Origin of the sequence: Tenacibaculum litopenaei, assembly GCF_964514025.1 — a bacterium.
Taxonomy (GTDB): domain Bacteria; phylum Bacteroidota; class Bacteroidia; order Flavobacteriales; family Flavobacteriaceae; genus Polaribacter; species Polaribacter litopenaei.
On record NZ_CAZEQT010000007.1, the window covers coordinates 410,467 to 428,249 of the forward strand.

The following is a 17,783-nucleotide window of genomic DNA, read 5'->3' on the forward strand; positions in this document are numbered from 1 at the left end:
CGAAATTCTTATGCTCAATTGAGGATATCCGTAATAAAAAAAGTCAAACATCCTTACATTTATATTATGAAAAAGTGTGAGAGAAAAAAAGTTAATTAAGGTCCCTATTTCTTTAGAAATTCTTCCTTTATATAAAACAGCTTCCACACTATAATCATTTACGTGAATAATAAAAGTTAAGAACAAGAGCCTTCGTTAATCAAAGGTTTCTGTTTTGATCCATAGTTTGTTGATTGAGAGTGTTAAATAAAATCATCATAACTGTAAATGGATTTTAAGAGTATAAAAACTTAAAAACATGAATAAAGATAAGAGTTATAACAGTTTTATAATAGTTCTTGTAATTGTAATTGTAATTATAATTTATGTAGCATCTTTAGGACAAGTAGAAGTTACTTTAGAAAAAAGTACTAAAGAAAATGATGAAGAAAATAACAGTTTAAGTAAACTACAATTAAGACATAAAAAGCTTAAAGAATTAATACAAAGAAAGGAGCAATTAAACATAAAATTAAACAAGAAATTTAACCGCATTTATTTTGGCGTCCGTTTTGTTTTGGCATCTTTATTTATAGGTTATAACCTAATACTTTATTTCGTGTTTAAAATAACAAAACTTGGAGATTTATTGAACTGGAATCAACTAGTATTAATAATTATGGCTTTGTTTTCTTTTATAGCTTTTGGGACTCTTACTAATGTTAAAGAGTTTGTTCAAAACATAAAAATGAGATTAGAGCTTAGAACATATGATAAGTATAGAGATATTACTGAGCAGTTAGAAAATCACAAAGAAGAGGTTACTAAAATAACTACTTCCATTGCTGAGGCTAAATTAAAAATATCTAAGCAAACTGTTGTTGAGGATGTTGTTTTGATAGAAAGTAATGATGGAGTAGTTTAAAATAACTTGATAAGTTATGAGTGGTTTTAAGTTAATAGGTATTAGAGTCTGCTAAAAGTGCAATTGGATTATAACCAACAAATAAAGATGGTTAAACATTAAAAGAAATAAGGAAAGTAAAAATATGGCAATTACAGATATACACAATGAGCTTTTAGAGTTGTTAGATAAAGCTTCTATAGAGAACCCAGATATAGTATTTCGTTTAAGAAAAACAAACAGATCTAATAGACTAGAAGAAGGTTATTGGTTTTTAGGAAATACAGAATATCTTTCTGTAGGTTTTTGGAAAGGTTCCGATTGGAAAAGAAAAGTACCTAATATAAGTTTTATGGTAGATTATCATGGAGCTTGTTGGTTACATTTTTCTGTATCAGATGATAGAGAAAAATTTGATTTTATATTAGATAAAGTGTTTCCTAGTTTAGGAGTTGAAATGAGAGAAAAAGACTTTTTACTTAAGTCAAGCAAGCATACTTTTGAATTTAAGAGTAGAGGACTTAAGGATTGCCTCTCAGAGTTTCTAACTAAATATTGGTCTAAAATTGATTCATTAATTCGTGAAGAAAAGAGTAATAATGAAGATTTTGGAATAGGAATAATTCCAAAAGAGGAGTTTATACAAGACCTAAGTAAAGTAAAAGGTTATAAATATAAAATAGAACATTACGAACGAGAGTTAGATTCTATTCGGAAATTGAAAATTAAAAGTTTTGAAATAGAGAATTACGGACCGATAAAATCGTTGAAATTAGATAATATTCCTATAAATAGCCAATGGATTTTTTTAACAGGAGAGAATGGAGTGGGAAAAAGTAGTGTTTTAAAAGCTCTGGCAAGAACTATAGGGTTTAGTAAAGTATCAGAGAAAGAATCAGTAGATGTAGGTTCTTTTGAGTGTAAAATAGACACACATTTATCTAACAATGTAACAGGATTTAATCAGTTTTTTAAGAGGAAAGGTAATAACCAAACGAAAAAAAGAAAAACACTCTTTTTAGGCTTTGCTGCTTATGGCGCAATGAGATTGAATCCGATTCATAATAATTTAAGTGAAAACCAACTACAAGAAGCTAGAGGTAAAAATGGACATTCAAGTACGTTATTTAATAATAATGCTTACTTACTCGATTTAGAAACTCAGTATAAAGAGTGGTTTCAATCGCCGAACAATGAGGAGTTTGCTAAAAGATCCTATGCTATCAAAGAGTTTTTGGAAGAATTGTTATTGAATGTAGGAAAAGTAGAATTTGGATTTAATGATGAAGGTCCTTTTACAGAAGTACAAGAAATTGATGAACATCAAGATCTTTTAGAACCAGTTCCTATAGAAAAATTATCTTCAGGGTATATGAGTATTTTTGCTATGATGAGTGATTTATTAGTAAGGTTGTATCGTCAACAACCCAAAGTAGATGACCCAGGAGAATTAAGAGGACTTGTTTTTATTGATGAAATAGACATACATCTGCATCCTAAGTTTCAAAAACATTTAGTAGAGCAATTAACAAAAGCTTTTCCTAAAGTCCAATTTATTGCTTCAACACATAGTCCAATTCCTTTATTAGGGGCTCCAAAGAGTAGTGTTGTTTGTGTTGTAAAAAGGGATAAGAAAAAAGGAACTTATTTAGTAAGAGTTGACGATAAAATATATTTAGAAGAACTTTTACCTAATACTATTTTGACGTCCCCCATTTTCGGTATGGACAATATTTCTAATGAAAGTAGAGATAAAGGAACTTTTGTTAGAACTGAAGAATCTTTTGAAGAATTAGAGTTTAATGATAGGCTTAAGAATAAGATTATGGCATTTTTAGATGATGCAAAAGAAAAAGAATTAATAGAAAGGTTTAAAAATAAACGCAAATGAGATATGTAATTAAGCCTAATAGTCATAAAACAGCAAAGTTGTCTAGTGATGAAACTAAAGAAGCTCTGTTAGATATAGCTAAGAATATAGCTAAGGATAATATTTCAGATAGCATTTATAGGGAACCATATGGAGATCCAGATGAGAATAGATCTAAAGTAGAGGATCAATTAGCTATTAGTTATCATAATAAATGTGCTTATTGTGAAAGATTAGCCAAGGCAGATATTGAACATTATCGACCAAAGAAAAAAGTGAGTGAGGATGAAACACATAATGGATATTATTGGTTGTGCTACGAATGGACTAATCTATTACCTTCTTGCGTTAAATGTAACAGAGATGGAGGGAAACACAATAAGTTTCCAATAATTGGTAATAGGGTAATTGTACCAAGTTTTTTAGCAAATGGAGAGTTAAATCTTTCGCATCAATTAGCTCAAAACAATCCATTGTTAGCTGAAGCACCATATCTCTTACATCCTGAAATAGATAACCCTGAATTATTTTTTGATTTTTTTAATGATCCTTTAGGAAATGGAATTAGAATAAGAGGAATTGATAATCAAGATAGAGGTAAGAACACAATCAAGATTTGTAAACTTAATCGTCAGGAATTAAGATTAGAAAGAGTTGAAAATGTAATTAATCCTTTTAAACAAGCAATTGAAAGTGCTTTTGTGATGCTGGCTGATGGAACGCTTAGTAGTGACCAACTTAATAGCCAGATAATTTTTCAATTACGACAATTGAAAAGTAATGCGAATAATGAGAAAAGTACACATACTTTATTAAGAAAATATATTGTAAAAAATTCACAAAATTTTTCAGCTATAATGATTCCTTATCTAACTAATAATATTCAAAATATAGTTCTAGCCGCATTTAATTCCATTTAATTATTTCATTCAATGAATTAAATGTGTGTAAAACTATATGGTAAAATAGTTTATTTAAATACAGTATAGTTTCAGAAGAAAAGTAATAACACAATGGTAGAATAAATTTCCTCAATAGATACCATATTAAAAAGTATAATGGATGTTAGTAAATTATGTTTTAAGTTAGATGTAATTGTATAACGTAGTAACTGCTTTTTTTGACACCTAAATTGACACCCAAAAACAACAAACCCTGTAAACATAATGCTTACAGGGTTTGTTTGTGGAGACGCCGAGAATCGAACTCGGGTCCAAACAAGCAGCTCAAAGGCTTTCTACATACTTAGTCTTTAGTTAATTTTCGACTAAAAGCTGATTAAAGACGACCCACTTTTAGCTTAACTTCTTTAGCTTCGGAATCCTATCGAAGTACTAGAATTCCTATGTTTACTTTTACGATGCCCATAAATAAAACGCCGTAAACCAAGGCTTTTTGTGGACATTTAGCTTGCACACCTAGTGTGCCGAGGCTCTATCTTACTGTGATTCAGATTAAGCAGCTAAAGCGTAATTATCTTCGCCGTTTAAATGGTTGAAATAAGTTTAACGAGTTGTCATCTCACTCCTCGATATGCTTACATTATCACTGACCTTGCTGTCAAAACCAGTCGTCCCCTTTATTTTACTATACCTGCAAAAGCCATACCATGGCCGTCGCAAAGTCTTAAAGTTTCTTGAGTGGCTAGCAAATTTAGCGAGTGCAAATATAAACAAAATTAGTACTTGTAAAATCCTTTTAAATAAAGTATTTTCGCAGGAGTTTGTTTAAACTACAACATTTAACGCAAAATTGTTTAATTTTAATACAAAGTGATATGAAATTCGGAATTATTCGTGAACGTAAGAACCCTCCTGATAGACGCGTTGTTTTTTCTCCTGAAAAACTGCAAGAATTTCAACAACAGTTTCCTCAAGCAGAAATCGTAGTTGAAAGCTCTCCCATTCGCGTGTTTTCAGATGATGCCTATAAAAACGCCGGTTTTGAGGTTACCGATTCATTGGAAGATTGCGATGTGCTCCTCGGAGTAAAAGAGGTGCCCGTTGAAAATTTGATTCCGAATAAGAAGTATTTTTTCTTTTCGCATACCATTAAAAAACAACCGTATAACCGAAAGCTGCTGAAAGCAATGCTGGATAAAAACATCGAACTGTTCGATCACGAAACCATCGTGAAAGAAAACGGTGCCCGCCTTATCGGTTTCGGACGCTACGCCGGACTCGTAGGTGCCTATAACGGATTTAGAGCTTTCGGACTCCGCGAACAGTTGTTTACACTGCCTAAAGTAGAAACACTTCCCGATTTAGAAGCCGTAAAAGCCGAACTCGATAAAATTACCATTCCCCCTATTAAAATTGTACTCTCAGGAACTGGAAAGGTAGCCTATGGAGCCAAGGAAATTTTAGATCACTTGAAAATTAAACAGGTAAGCGATGCCCTGTACCTCACTAGCAAATTCAGTGAGCCTGTGTATTGTATGATCGACGTAATGGAGTACAACAAACGCAAAGACGGTAAAGTTGGTGATAAATTTGAGTTTTATAAGGACCCTAGTGGCTATGAGAGTAATTTTATGCCCTATGCCCAAGAAACCGATTTCTTTATCGCTGGACATTTTTACGGTGATGGAGCTCCGTATTTATTTACGAAAGACGATGTAAAAAATCCTACCTTTGCCATCAAGTACGTAGCAGATATTTCATGTGATATTGACGGACCAGTAGCGACTACTATTCGCCCTTCAACTATCGCAGATCCAATTTATGGATACCACCCGGAAACCGGTGAAGAAATAGCGTATAACGATCCAGAAGCTATTACCGTTATGGCCGTAGACAACTTGCCTTGTGAGTTGCCAAAAGATGCCAGTGATGGCTTTGGAGCTATGTTCTTAGAACACGTAATTCCGGCCTTCTATAACAACGATGCCGACGGAATTTTAAAACGCTCGCAAATGACCGATGCTGCAGGGAAACTCACCCAGCGCTTCGCGTACTTGCAAGATTATGTAGACGGAAACGAATAAACCACCCTATACGATCCCGCCTTAGTTGCGGGATCTTTTTTTTATGATACCAGACAAACAGTTTTTAGTAGATACCGCAAAAATGAAAATGCCCTTCGGCAAGTACAAAGGATACTACCTCGTAGATATTCCCGAATACTATTTGGTGTGGTATAAAAACCAAGGATTTCCAAAGGGTAAACTCGGTACCATGATGGCCTTGGTATACGAAATGCAACTCAACGGTTTGGAAGACATACTTAGAAAACTCAGGTAAGTATACGACGATCTATTCGATAGGTTTCAAAGCACCAAACAAGTGCTATTCCCAGCGTATAGGCCAACACATCGCCCCAACTAAAGGTAGCGCCAAAAACCAACTGTGCCCAGCGTTCTCCCTCCCACCCCATAAAGGTGACAAAAGAAGTTAGCTGCAAGCCTTCTATACTCAAGGCAAGCAAGTATACTCCTACCGCCGTTCTGTTAACAGTACTACCACCTACCAATGCCACGAGGTAATACAACCAAATAACCACGACAAAATCGCCAAGGGTATGACGCAAAAACCCCGTTGTTTTCTCAAGCCCATACAATACTCCAAACAACATGAGAGCCATGCTCCCCAATCGCCATTGTTCTCTTCTTATCATCCTTTATATCCTATTAAATTAGTTCGAATCGCTAAGCTCGCACGCACTGTATCGAGTGGTAGTTCCAACAAAGGTCTAAAGTCCGTATTCGTAAAAGGTCGGCATTGCCTTCCCCGCTGATAGCTCTCCCAAAAATACCGGTAATACTCCGGAAATAAGAACAACCCCAAACCGAGGCTCCCCACCAAATAAAGACTCCACTTGCCATTGCCGTAACACAAAAACTGCAAGGCCAACTCATCTTCTACCTCCGTACCGATGTTGAACAGCACGTGAAAAACATCGTGCTCCTCAACTTTCGGCACCATCGAAAAGCCATGCTGAGCTAAAAAAGCTCCTAAGGCATAGCCCAAACTGTTTGAAGGTAGTGTTAGCAATTCTCCCTGGTTGATCGTCCAAGCGTCCTTTCTCTTTACTTTAACATACATTTTTCGGGTGTTTTCAAACAACCACAAAATCAATTTTCTTCTCATAACTTATTTTTAAAGTACTTTGAATTTCAAAGTTTGTTTTCAAAAAAAATAGACTACTCTTTTTTCAGCAATCTTTCCAAGGCTTCGATATGCTTTTCAAAAGCCTCTTTTCCCGCGTCAGTGGCATAGTACCTCGTATTGGGTTTACGCCCTACAAACTGCTTTTCTACTCGGATATACGTCGCTTTTTCCAAGGCTTTAGCATGACTGGCTAAATTGCCATCGGTAGCTCCTAAAATTTCTTTTAACGTTTTAAAATCGGCAAACTCGTTGACCATAAGAACCGACATAATTCCCAATCGTACGCGATGATCAAACGCTTTATTTATATGTGCGAGTATATTTTTCAATGGTATCTTCCTTCCGCTTAGTTTAATGAATCTGTTACTTCTTAGGTTCTGCTTATGCGATCGTATTTAAAATACATGGCAATTCCGTATACGATGTGTAATACGCCAAATCCCAATACCCAAAACCAAAATCCATATCCGGGTAAACTTACGCTCAGCAGTCCTAAAACAATCTCAGAAAGTCCTAAATACTTGATGTACCCCAAGGTAAATTTAGAAGCACTCACCAAAGAAAACCCGTAAAAGAGTAACATTAAGGCTCCCGATTGTCCATAACGACCTTGCCATAAGCTAATGCAAATATACAGTCCTCCTGCCAATAAAGGCACTAACATATGACCTAATAAACTGCGCGTTTTCGCATCCCAAATAGATTCTCTATTCTTTTTTGCCTTACGCGTTGTTAGCCATATTCCGGTTCCAACACTCAAGATAGCCACGGTAGCCAATATTCCCAAACACTGCCAAAATATAGTACTTCCCAATACCAATATACCTTTCGACTTTTCTTCTACTAACCAGTAAGCATAGGCTGCACCGATCAATGCATAAGATCCTGCCAGTACCCCTGACAAGCCATTGAGCGATATAAATCGCGATGATTTTTGCATGATGCTTCTGATTTCTTGCAGGTCGTCTAGGTATTTTTCTTTAGTCATAATTAAAAGTACTTTGCATTACAAAGTTAAAATATAAATATCAATACACCAAAAAAAACGGGAGAAAAGCATTGGCTCTTCTCCCGTTATCAGTATCTATATACGTTTTTAAATCAATCGGAATTCGATGTACACATCTCCATCCACTACTAAAAACAACTTTTGACAGTTTTTACTCGGTGTAATTTTAATGTATCCTACACTGTTTTTATACACCACACTCGGCTTTTGTGCAAAGCGATAACTACTCAACCCACAGAGAACGGTTTGAAATGAGAGCAAATTCTTCACCTGTAAGGTCAGTGATTCTCCCTCTGTGGTTTTCAACAAACCATTGGTTGGCGCGATGAGTTCAAGATTTGTTTTTAAGAACTCCGTCGTATAAATGGGTTGTTCGTAAAACTCTTTTTTACTCATCTCACTTCCCATTCTCCAGCGAGAAAGCTCTGGGTAATGTGTTTTTAAAAAATGCTTTTCTGGAATTTTAAAATAGTAGGTGTCAAACTGAGGTTGCCAGCGGCCGTTAATCACGGAACCTGCTGCCCACGTAGCATCGATCGCCATCCATTTATCTTTTATAAACACCGCATTCCACGCGTGGTTTGGTCTGGCCAAGGGCGCACCTATTTCCATGTAGGAGTTGCGTACATATCCTTTCACCACCTCGTTTTGTATGCCGAGTTCACTCAATATTTTCGCCAAGGTTTGAGCATAACCTTCACAAACGGCCTTTCGTTCTTTTAGGGTTTTGACGACGATACTGTCTTTTATAGCTCGTAATTTCTGTAAGCGTTCTTCTTCTGATCGGTATCGAAATCCTACCGATTTTCTAATGCCTCGTCTGTACGCATTAAAATTGTACTTGATATTTTTTGCAACCCAAATAAAGGCCGCTTTTGCCTGCACTTCGGGGTCGTCAAAATCCACAGCGATTTTGTCGGCGATTACTTTTGCCGAATTTGCATTGCTGTACAGCTGAACTTTTTGCGCGATGCTCTTATAGCTTTGCGCATACGTTTGACAGCTTAAAAAAATAAGTAGGTAGAATAGCCGCTTCATATTCATCAGAAAAATTACAACTTTAGCAAATAAACAAAAACTATGCCTATAATGCCAAGACAGTTTTTCTAATTGCTACTAAATTACTCAATAAACCTTCTAAATGTTTTAAATCTAACATATTTGCTCCGTCACTTTTGGCATTTGCTGGGTCAAAATGCGTTTCGATAAACAAGCCATCGACATTGTTTACCACTCCTGCTCTAGCGATGGTCTCTATCATTTCTGGACGACCTCCGGTCACACCACTCGACTGGTTGGGTTGTTGCAGTGAATGGGTAACGTCTAATACTGTAGGAGCGATGGCACGCATGGTAGGAATCCCTCTAAAATCTACGATCATATCTTGGTATCCAAACATGGTTCCTCTATCGGTGATCCAAGCCTTTGAATTTCCACTATCGTGAACTTTTTTCACTGCGTGTTGCATGGCTTCTGGACTCATAAATTGTCCTTTCTTCAAATTTACTACTTTTCCAGTTTCAGCAGCAGCCACCACTAAATCCGTTTGACGCACTAAAAAGGCTGGAATTTGCAATACATCTACGTATTGGGCTGCCAACGCAGCATCACTTACCTCGTGGATATCGGTAATGGTAGGCACCTCAAAAGCTTCTCCTACCTTCTTTAAAATTTCCAATGCTCTTTCATCACCGATTCCAGTAAAACTATCGATTCTACTGCGATTTGCCTTCTTAAAACTCCCTTTAAAAACATAGGGAATCTTCAATTTATTGGTAATTTCCACCACGCGTTCCGCAATACGCATTGCCATATCTTCTCCTTCAATGGCACAAGGTCCTGCTAGTAAGAAAAAGTTGTTTGAATCTGTGTGTTTTATACTCGGTATCTCTGATAAATGCATAGTCATTGTTAATTTCCTACAAAAATAAGAAATTAAATTAGCTATATTTAAGCTTTAAAATCAAATTAACATGAAGAAACACACCGTTCTTTTTATCGGATTGAGCATGGCTTTATTTGCGTGTAAGCAAAATAGCAGCAACGACAAAAAAGACCTCCCCGAATCCACTGAAACCCAAGAAGTGGCAGTGACTACTACCCAACCGGTGATCGATTCACTAGTAATAAAAAAACACCTCTACACGCTAGCCTCTGATGAAATGACCGGGAGATTACCGGGTACAGAAGGTATGGAGAAAGCTACTCAGTACATAGAAAATGAATACAAGCGTATTGGTTTAAAGTTTTACGGCGATCTTACGAGCTACCGTCAAGAATTTGAGCACAACGGTATTAAGATGTCCAATATTATCGGAGTCTTGGAAGGCAAATCTAAAAAAGAGGAATTTGTAGTCGTTTCGGCCCATCACGATCATTTGGGTGTCAAAAAAGACGGTGAAGGCGATACTATTTTTAACGGAGCCAACGACGATGCCTCAGGAGTTGTTGGAGTACTTTCCTTGGCTGAATACTACGCTCAAAAAGGAAACAACGAACGTTCGATCGTTTTCGTTTGTTTTACTGCTGAAGAAATGGGACTTGTTGGATCAAAACACTTCGGAAAAGATATTGACGCGTCTAAATTCGTTGCTGGAATTAACCTAGAACTCATCGGTAAAGAACCAAAAACAGGACCTAAAACGGCATGGTTAACAGGTTTTGACCGTTCTGATTTTGGTAAAATCATACAAAAAAATCTAGAGGGTACTGGCTACAAACTCTATCCAGACCCCTATCCAAAATTCAACCTCTTTTTCCGTTCTGACAATGCTTCATTGGCACGCCTAGGGGTACCCTCACACACATTTTCAACAACGCCTATCGACGTCGATGCGGATTACCACAAAGTATCGGACGAGGCGGCTACTTTAGATACTCGTGTATTGACAGAAACGGTTAAAGCTGTAGCTAAAGGAACTGAAAGTATCATCGAAGGAAAAGATACTCCCACTCGTGTGGTGATTACCGACTAGCTACCAAAGAATTAAACAATCTCAGTAATAGCAAGGGCTCTCCCTTGCTATTTTTTTTGTTTTAATTTCTTTCGATTACCAATTTGCTATTTTTGATATTACTTTTTTACGATATACTATATTTTTGATTGTATTTTTTAATATATTCGCTATAATTTAATACAAAACCCTTCAAAACCATGAAAAAAATACTCATGAGTATAGGAATCGTATGCCTTATGATTTCCTGTTCGTCGAATGATGCCCTAGAAGTAGAAAACCAGGTAACGCAAGATGCTCTAAGTAAAACCGAAATCAATTCTCTTATCAAAAAATCACTAGAAACTACCGGTGATTTTGAGTGGACCAAACAAAATGCACATACCATTTGGAGTGCATTAAAGCACGGTGAACAGATTTTAACGGTTGGTTATGGAACCTCAGCCACTGACTATCAAAGAAGTGCTTCTTCCAAAAATATCAAAGAACAACTCGTAGCTTTAATCTCTCAATCAGAAAAACAAGGTTCACGTGCCAAAAACGAGTTATTTTCCGATGAAAATATCAATGTACTCGATATCAAGGTCGAAAACTTAGCCACGATAGAAGCCTTACTCAAAGACAGTCGTGTACGCTATGTTGAACCTGCCGGATACACTGCCTTTACAGCAGGAGCCGAAAAAATGGCTTCTTCTGCAGGATGTGGTTACCGCCAAAATACCATAAATGCTAACGATTACAGAACCATCGCTCCAGGAGCCAAATTACCTTGGGCCTTTGATGCTCATAAAATCCCACAAGCTTGGAATCACAGTACAGGAGCCGGAGTAACCGTGGCTGTTATAGACACCGGATTATCACCAGAGCAAAAATGGATGAATCAGTACTTTAACGATGGCTATTCATCGGGAAGATTTGTACAGAAGTACGGAACCTATGTAGATTCGTGGTGGGCTTGGTCAAACAACTACGATGGTGTCAATGACAAATGCGGTCACGGAACCAGTATGGCTTCGGTTGCCACTGCCCCAAGAAATAACGACAATTTACCTGTAGGAGTTGCTTACAACGCCAACTTAGTGAGCTATAGAGCAGTTGCCAACGTGGTTATTGATGATTATCACGAAAAAAGAGGTATTGCTGAAGCACTGACGGCTTTAGGAAATCGAAGTGATGTCAAAGTTATTTCGATGTCGCTAGGATCGCCATTCAGTATCAGTCGCGTAAAAGACGCTGTAAAGTATGCCTACAACAAAGGAAAGATGATTGTCGCTGCTGGAGGAACTTCCACTTCTTTTACTACTTGGTACGGCGTTATTTTCCCGGCTTCTATGGATGAAACGGTTGCCGTAACAGGAGTTCAGGAAGGCGTTTATGACAATTGTGACGTTTGCCACAAAGGATCGAAAATCGATTTTACCATTCAAATGCAACGCAGAAATGGTACAGACAATAAAATTCCGGTGTTGAGTTACTACAACGGTAAAGAAAATTACGTAGGAGGATCGTCGATAGCAACGGCTACGACTGCTGGAATCGCCGCTTTAGTATGGTCGAAAAATCCAGGCTGGTCCAGAGCTCAGGTATTGCAAAAAATGAAGCAAGCCTCAGAGTTTTATCCAAATAAAAATGGAGACTACGGATATGGTAATATTGATGCTTTGAAAGCAGTGCAATAAACCACCTACATACACATGCATGAAAAGCTTCGAAGAAATTCGAGGCTTTTTTTAATAAGGTACAATTTTTGTTACTTTAGCTCCTAAAACGGAATCATGAGAACATTCAAATATATCTTTCTATTCATTTTTATAAGCTGCTCGTCCACGAAAGTCGTGTACGATTACGACAGTGCGGCCAATTTTGCGAAGTACACCAGTTTTAACTACTTTGAAGATGCCGGGAACGGCTTGAATGGACTAGATATCAAACGCGTACAACAGGTGCTCGATCAACAATTAAAACTCAAGCGCATTACGCAGTCAACATCACCTGCCATACTCGTCAACTTTTTTGTAGAAAAACAACCGGTTCAAAATCGAAATACTATCGGAGTAGGTATCGGTGGTGGCGGAAATATAGGCTTTGATATCTCTGGAGGTATTCCTATTACTACCGTAAAAATTAAAGAAGTATTTACCCTCGATTTTGTAGATGCTGAAAAAAACGAATTGCTTTGGCAAGGAGTTATTTCTTCTGAGGTCAGAGACAATTTAAAGCCTGAAGAAAAAGAGAGACACTACCAACACATTATCAGTAAACTGTTGAGTAAATACCCTCCTAAAAAATAAAAATAGCAGCTTTCGCTGCTATTTTTTTTATGTCTAGTACTCTAATTTTTTTAAGTAATCCAACTTCATTTGCCAGATGTCGAGTTCGTCTTTAAATTCTTGAATTCCTCGACGTACATTTTGTACTAATGGGTTGTCTTCCGTAGCGTTTGAGATAAAGCTCAAGTTGTTTTCTAACTGTTGCATTTCTCGGACATTCTCGTCAATCTTACGTCGGATAAACAACTGCTCACTATCGAGTTTCCTATAATCTTCTTGGTCTAGATAACCGTCTACCACGTTTTTAAATTTCAAAAACTCGATATCTGTTCTGCTCATATCTAGCTTTTCTAAAAACGCATCTACCGCCTTGTTAAATTTGTCATTTAAATGACGCGCATTTCTCGGTAGGTTTCCTAATTTTTTCCAATCGGCGATGGCTGCCAGCACTTCATCCAACGATAAACTTGCCTTTTCTTTAAACGCATCTAAAAATTCTTTTTTCGCATCAACTACGACTAAAAGTTCTTTATTAAGTTCGTTCTTGCGTTCGTGCAAACGATCAAAATAATAATTACAGGCACTCTTAAAACGCTTCCAAATTTCATCGGAGTACTTTCTTGGCACATGTCCTATTTTCTTCCAATCTGACTGAATGCGTTTCATGGTATTCGTCGTAGTATCCCAGTCATCGCTTTCTTTTAAACTCTCAGCGAGTTCTACCAATTCCATTTTCTTTTTAAGGTTGTCACTTTGCGCGCTTTTTTCCTGTTTATAGAACGCGTTTTTAGCGGTGTTAAACTTCTTGGTAGCCGCTTTAAACTTCTGCCAAATAGCTTCGCTTTTGTTATAAGGTAACTTCCCGATATCAAAGTACTTTTTGCGCAATGCTTCAATTTCCACGATGCTCTTTTGCCAATCGTTGTGGGTTTTGTTCCCCGACACATCGAAGGCGTTAATTTCATCGACAACGACTAATTTCGCATCGATCATATCTTGATACTTTGATTTCAACTCTTTGAAATACTGATGACGTTTGTCGTGAATTTTTTTCGTAGCCTCACTAAAACGCTTCCACACATCTTCTCGGTGCTCTTTACCAACCGGTCCAATTTCTTCTTTCCACAAGCGGTGTAACTCTTGTAATTCTTTAAAAGCAACATTGATATCTACCAACTCATTTAAAGCTTCCGCTCGCGTTATGAGCTTTAACTTTTCTTCCAGGTTGTGTTTGAAATCGAGTTCTCTGAAATCTTTATTCAAATGTAGTAAATCGTAGAAACGCTCTACGTGGTGGTGGTAAGTTTTCCAAGTATCGTTGTACTTGGTTTTTGGCACTGCTCCAATATTTTTCCAACGCTGTTGAATTTCTTGAAAATCGTTGTACATAGACTTGACGTCTCCGTGCTCGATTAGTGATTTCAATTCTTCAATCAGCTCGTTTCTTCTTTCTAAGTTATCTTTCAGTTGCTTTTCCAACTGATTGTAATAGCTATCTCTTTTGGTTTTGTACTCTCCAAGTAACTTATTGTATTCCGATTTTACCGGGCTAGAAAACTGAAAGTCTATAGAATTTCCACCCTCTGCTAAAAACGCCTCTTTTTTATCGGCCAACAACTTGCCGAACTTCGTATTGAACGCTAATTTTAACGCATCTACATTGGCTTTTAATTGTTGTATCGGGTGTGCTTTAAGTAATTTTTTTAACTCATCTACCAACGCATCTAGTTCCATGGCTGCGTAGTCGAGCATAGGTATCTCATGTTTTTCATCTGCTTTTTCCGCTTCCTGAGCTACTTCGTTCTCAATATCAGAGACCGCTTTTTCAGCTCCAGTCACAACAGTTTCTTCATGATTTGTTGGTTGTTCAACCTTTTCTTCGTTGTTTTCTAACATATCTACAATGTTTAAGTTCCTTTCGATTAGAGCTTAAATATAAGCATTCTAAAAGAAATGCAAACTTTATTTTTTGTTTAAATTATTGATTTGAGTTCCATATTTCCCAAGCTTTCTCAGCTTGTTGCTCTAACATTTCCAACCCATTTTTGATTTGAGCACCGCGCAATCTTCCATTTTTTAAAAATGCAGTCTCTGCCGGATTGTATATCAAATCATATAGCAAATGCCCTTCTCCAATGCCCTCGTATGGGATATCAGGACATTGTTCTACATCCGGAAAAGTTCCGAGAGGTGTACAGTTTACTATCAGGGTATGTGTCGCAATTAGCTCAGGAGTCAACGCGTCGTAAGTAAGTGATTTCTCAGAGGCCGATCGCGAGACAAAAGTATAAGGAACCCCCAATTGTTTTAAGGCATAGGCAACCGCTTTTGAAGCGCCACCCGTTCCTAAAATCAAGGCTTTAACTGCTCCTTTTGGCAGTAAGGGAGCTAGTGACACTCGAAATCCATAAACATCGGTATTGTATCCTTTTAAGCCACCGTTCTCTAGCAGCTGTACGGTATTCACAGCGCCAATTTCACGGGCTTCCTCATCCAACTCATCTAAAAAATCAAAGATGGCTAATTTATAAGGAATCGTCACATTCATTCCTCCTAGCTCGTGAACCTGTGTTGCCAAAGTAGCTTTTAACTCCGAAATTTCTGCCAAATCAAAATTGACATATTCGCAGTTTTCCAGGCCTAATTTCTGAAACTTCTCCGTAAAATATCCTCGTGAAAAAGAATAAGAAATATTTCTTCCTATCAAAGCAAAACGCTTAGTTAGCACGTTTTCTTCCATAATAATCAATTAATAATATCAATGCTATACCGATAGCTATAAAAGTGATGGCTAGCCAGGTAGCTCCCAGTTGCATGTCGGGAATATAGCGTTCGTAGTTTTCTATAATTTTATTGCCTTTTTTGTCGAGTAGGTATACGCCTGCCTCCATTTTATGAATCGTCGTTTTCCAAGGCCATACATTTCCTAAGGACCCCGTAATAAACCCGATAATGATAGCAGTAACCAGCTGATGCCACCTTTTGAGCACATAGCCCAAAACATGAGAAATTGAGACCAACCCAAAGGCCGATCCTGCTGTAAAGACCGCAATTATTTTTAAATATCGCTGCTTAACAGCATCTTGGAGCACCGAGAAATCTCCTTGGAGTAAACTGGTAATGACGCCTCCAAACACATTGACACTATCTACTAAAAGCAATACGTAGTTACCGAGTAAAATTAAAATAAATGAACCCGACAATCCCGGTAAGGTCATACCTGAGACACCGATGATGCCGCAGAGAAAAACAAACCACAAATTATCATTTTCCTTGGCAGGTGTCATAAAACTTATCGCAAGTCCCACTCCAACTCCCAACAAGAGGCCGATACCATTTTTTAAGCTCCAATCAGCAAAATCTTTAGCTATGTAATAAATAGACCCGATGATCATTCCAAAAAACCACGACCACACATAGAGTTCGTAATTCTTTAAAAAATAATCGAGGAGTAACGATACGCTAAAATAACTACACATGCTCCCCGTCATCACGAGTACTAAAAACTCCAAATTAGTATAGCGACTAAAACTTTTAAACCGACCGTTAAACAGCAGTTTAAACGCCTTGCCATTAACGCGTTGGAAGGTAAAGATGAGCTCTTCGTAGAATCCCATAACAAAAGCTACCATACCTCCAGAAACTCCTGGAACTTTATTGGCACCTCCCATGGTTAAGCCGCGAATAAATAGCCCTATCTTTTCACGTAGTGATCGTTTATTGTGCATTTCCAATTCCTTAGTCGAACGAAGTTACACAATTTCTAGCTCTTTTCAACAGCTAATTTTTCTAGGAGTAAAATCAATCCAAAACCGACTACAGCAAGTCCTATTGCCGCGAACAACTGTGGATCTCCTTCAAAAGAAAACGGCGATATCGAAAGTTCGTTAAAAGGCACCTGCTCTCCGTGAGAGTTGGTACGATAGGTCAGAACTTTTTTCCATGGCCATATTTTATTTAAAGACCCTAAAATAAAGCCCGTAAGTACCGCCAGTGTGTAATTTTTATAATGGGCAAATAACCATTTCAAGATTCTCGAAAAAGACAATAAACCAACAATCGCTCCTAATCCTACGACAGCAATGGTAAACAAATCACGTTGATTTACTGCTGCGAGTATCGCTTTATAAGCTCCGAGCAATACCAAAATAAAAGACCCCGAAATCCCTGGTAAAATCATGGCACAAATTGCCAAGGCACCTGCGAGAAATAAAAATAGCGGGGATGAGTTTTCCGAAACCATAGGGTTGAGTGTGGTGATATAATAGGCCAACACTGCTCCTACGAGCATCAACACCACTGAAGCGACATTCCAGCGTTCTATTTGCTTTCCGATATACAATACACTTGCCAATACCAAGCCAAAGAAAAAAGACCAGAGCAATACCGGATGTGCTTCCAACAACCAGGAAATCAACTTCGCCAGAGAGGCCACACTAATGGCAACTCCGAGTAAAAGCGCTGCTAAGAAATTTCCGTTCACCTGTTTCCAAGCCGTTGCTAGCCCATCGTTTTTCAGTGTTTTAAGCACACCTAGGTTTACAGAACTTATCGACTGTAGCAACTCTTCGTAAATACCTGAAATAAAAGCTATCGTTCCTCCTGATACTCCTGGTACTACATCTGCAGCTCCCATGGCCATTCCTTTTAGTCCTATGATTACATAGTCTTTAATAGATCGTTTCATA

Annotated in this window: 18 protein-coding genes and 1 other RNA gene; 8 read left to right on the forward strand and 11 right to left on the reverse strand. The window is 37.5% G+C overall.

Features of this window, described 5'->3' with window-relative positions; all coding sequences use genetic code 11:
• Positions 1-298: 298 nt before the first annotated feature.
• From ACKTS5_RS16450 to ACKTS5_RS16460, 3 genes are all read left to right on the forward strand, one after another.
• A complete protein-coding gene (locus ACKTS5_RS16450; RefSeq protein ID WP_408044979.1) occupies positions 299-904 on the forward strand; it encodes a hypothetical protein in 606 nt (201 codons plus the stop codon).
• 124 nt (positions 905-1,028) lie between these two features.
• The gene (locus ACKTS5_RS16455; protein ID WP_408044980.1) at positions 1,029-2,774 is read left to right on the forward strand and encodes an AAA family ATPase; all 1,746 of its coding nucleotides are present in this window, start codon (positions 1,029-1,031) and stop codon (positions 2,772-2,774) included.
• On the forward strand, positions 2,771-3,673 hold the full coding sequence (locus ACKTS5_RS16460; RefSeq protein WP_408044981.1) for an HNH endonuclease family protein: 903 nt from the start codon (positions 2,771-2,773) through the stop codon (positions 3,671-3,673). The genes ACKTS5_RS16455 and ACKTS5_RS16460 overlap by 4 nt, the downstream gene beginning before the upstream one ends.
• A gap of 263 nt (positions 3,674-3,936) precedes the next feature.
• Here the strand turns inward: ACKTS5_RS16460 and ssrA are convergent.
• Positions 3,937-4,331, reverse strand: a transfer-messenger RNA (tmRNA) gene (gene ssrA, locus ACKTS5_RS16465).
• Between the two features lie 199 nt (positions 4,332-4,530).
• Between ssrA and ACKTS5_RS16470 the strand changes: the two genes are divergently transcribed.
• Together ACKTS5_RS16470 and ACKTS5_RS16475 are read left to right on the forward strand one after the other, a co-directional pair.
• The gene (locus ACKTS5_RS16470; RefSeq protein WP_408044982.1) at positions 4,531-5,739 is read left to right on the forward strand and encodes an NAD(P)-dependent oxidoreductase; all 1,209 of its coding nucleotides are present in this window, start codon (positions 4,531-4,533) and stop codon (positions 5,737-5,739) included.
• 43 nt (positions 5,740-5,782) lie between these two features.
• Positions 5,783-5,995 carry a DUF3820 family protein gene (locus tag ACKTS5_RS16475; protein ID WP_408044983.1) on the forward strand — a complete coding sequence of 71 codons (213 nt, stop codon included), beginning with the start codon at positions 5,783-5,785 and terminating at the stop codon, positions 5,993-5,995.
• Here the strand turns inward: ACKTS5_RS16475 and ACKTS5_RS16480 are convergent.
• From ACKTS5_RS16480 to kdsA, 6 genes are all read right to left on the reverse strand, one after another.
• Positions 5,988-6,368, reverse strand: a complete 381-nt coding sequence (locus ACKTS5_RS16480; RefSeq protein ID WP_408044984.1) for a ribosomal maturation YjgA family protein — start codon at positions 6,366-6,368, stop codon at positions 5,988-5,990. The genes ACKTS5_RS16475 and ACKTS5_RS16480 overlap by 8 nt on opposite strands.
• Entirely contained in the window at positions 6,365-6,841 is a 477-nt protein-coding gene (locus ACKTS5_RS16485; protein ID WP_408044985.1) for a Coq4 family protein, read from the reverse strand. The genes ACKTS5_RS16480 and ACKTS5_RS16485 overlap by 4 nt, the downstream gene beginning before the upstream one ends.
• A gap of 53 nt (positions 6,842-6,894) precedes the next feature.
• Positions 6,895-7,191, reverse strand: a complete 297-nt coding sequence (locus ACKTS5_RS16490) for a winged helix-turn-helix domain-containing protein (protein ID WP_408044986.1) — start codon at positions 7,189-7,191, stop codon at positions 6,895-6,897.
• Between the two features lie 41 nt (positions 7,192-7,232).
• Entirely contained in the window at positions 7,233-7,850 is a 618-nt protein-coding gene (locus ACKTS5_RS16495; RefSeq protein ID WP_408044987.1) for a hypothetical protein, read from the reverse strand.
• 108 nt (positions 7,851-7,958) lie between these two features.
• Complete coding sequence (locus ACKTS5_RS16500; RefSeq protein WP_408044988.1) at positions 7,959-8,909, reverse strand: transglutaminase domain-containing protein; 951 nt, start codon at positions 8,907-8,909, stop codon at positions 7,959-7,961.
• A 46-nt stretch (positions 8,910-8,955) separates the two neighbouring features.
• Entirely contained in the window at positions 8,956-9,774 is an 819-nt protein-coding gene (kdsA, locus tag ACKTS5_RS16505) for a 3-deoxy-8-phosphooctulonate synthase (RefSeq protein WP_408044989.1), read from the reverse strand.
• A gap of 70 nt (positions 9,775-9,844) precedes the next feature.
• On the opposite strand from kdsA, the gene ACKTS5_RS16510 reads away from it, so the two are divergent.
• The 3 genes from ACKTS5_RS16510 (at position 9,845) to ACKTS5_RS16520 (ending at position 13,116) form a co-directional block, all read left to right on the forward strand.
• Positions 9,845-10,846: a M20/M25/M40 family metallo-hydrolase gene (locus tag ACKTS5_RS16510; RefSeq protein ID WP_408044990.1), complete on the forward strand. Its 1,002-nt coding sequence runs from the start codon at positions 9,845-9,847 to the stop codon at positions 10,844-10,846.
• A 179-nt stretch (positions 10,847-11,025) separates the two neighbouring features.
• Positions 11,026-12,504, forward strand: a complete 1,479-nt coding sequence (locus tag ACKTS5_RS16515) for a S8 family peptidase (protein ID WP_408044991.1) — start codon at positions 11,026-11,028, stop codon at positions 12,502-12,504.
• A 96-nt stretch (positions 12,505-12,600) separates the two neighbouring features.
• Positions 12,601-13,116, forward strand: a complete 516-nt coding sequence (locus tag ACKTS5_RS16520) for a DUF4136 domain-containing protein (protein WP_408044992.1) — start codon at positions 12,601-12,603, stop codon at positions 13,114-13,116.
• A 33-nt stretch (positions 13,117-13,149) separates the two neighbouring features.
• On the opposite strand, the gene ACKTS5_RS16525 is transcribed toward ACKTS5_RS16520, so the two are convergent.
• The 4 genes from ACKTS5_RS16525 to ACKTS5_RS16540 all read right to left on the reverse strand — a co-directional run bounded on the left by ACKTS5_RS16525 (position 13,150) and on the right by ACKTS5_RS16540 (position 17,782).
• The gene (locus ACKTS5_RS16525; RefSeq protein WP_408044993.1) at positions 13,150-14,991 is read right to left on the reverse strand and encodes a DUF349 domain-containing protein; all 1,842 of its coding nucleotides are present in this window, start codon (positions 14,989-14,991) and stop codon (positions 13,150-13,152) included.
• 82 nt (positions 14,992-15,073) lie between these two features.
• Positions 15,074-15,835 (reverse strand): shikimate dehydrogenase family protein, encoded by a 762-nt coding sequence (locus ACKTS5_RS16530; RefSeq protein ID WP_408044994.1) that lies wholly within the window; start codon positions 15,833-15,835, stop codon positions 15,074-15,076.
• Positions 15,813-16,823 (reverse strand): DUF368 domain-containing protein, encoded by a 1,011-nt coding sequence (locus tag ACKTS5_RS16535; RefSeq protein WP_408044995.1) that lies wholly within the window; start codon positions 16,821-16,823, stop codon positions 15,813-15,815. The genes ACKTS5_RS16530 and ACKTS5_RS16535 overlap by 23 nt, the downstream gene beginning before the upstream one ends.
• Positions 16,824-16,858: 35 nt before the next feature.
• The gene (locus ACKTS5_RS16540) at positions 16,859-17,782 is read right to left on the reverse strand and encodes a DUF368 domain-containing protein (protein ID WP_408044996.1); all 924 of its coding nucleotides are present in this window, start codon (positions 17,780-17,782) and stop codon (positions 16,859-16,861) included.
• Position 17,783 lies beyond the last annotated feature (1 nt).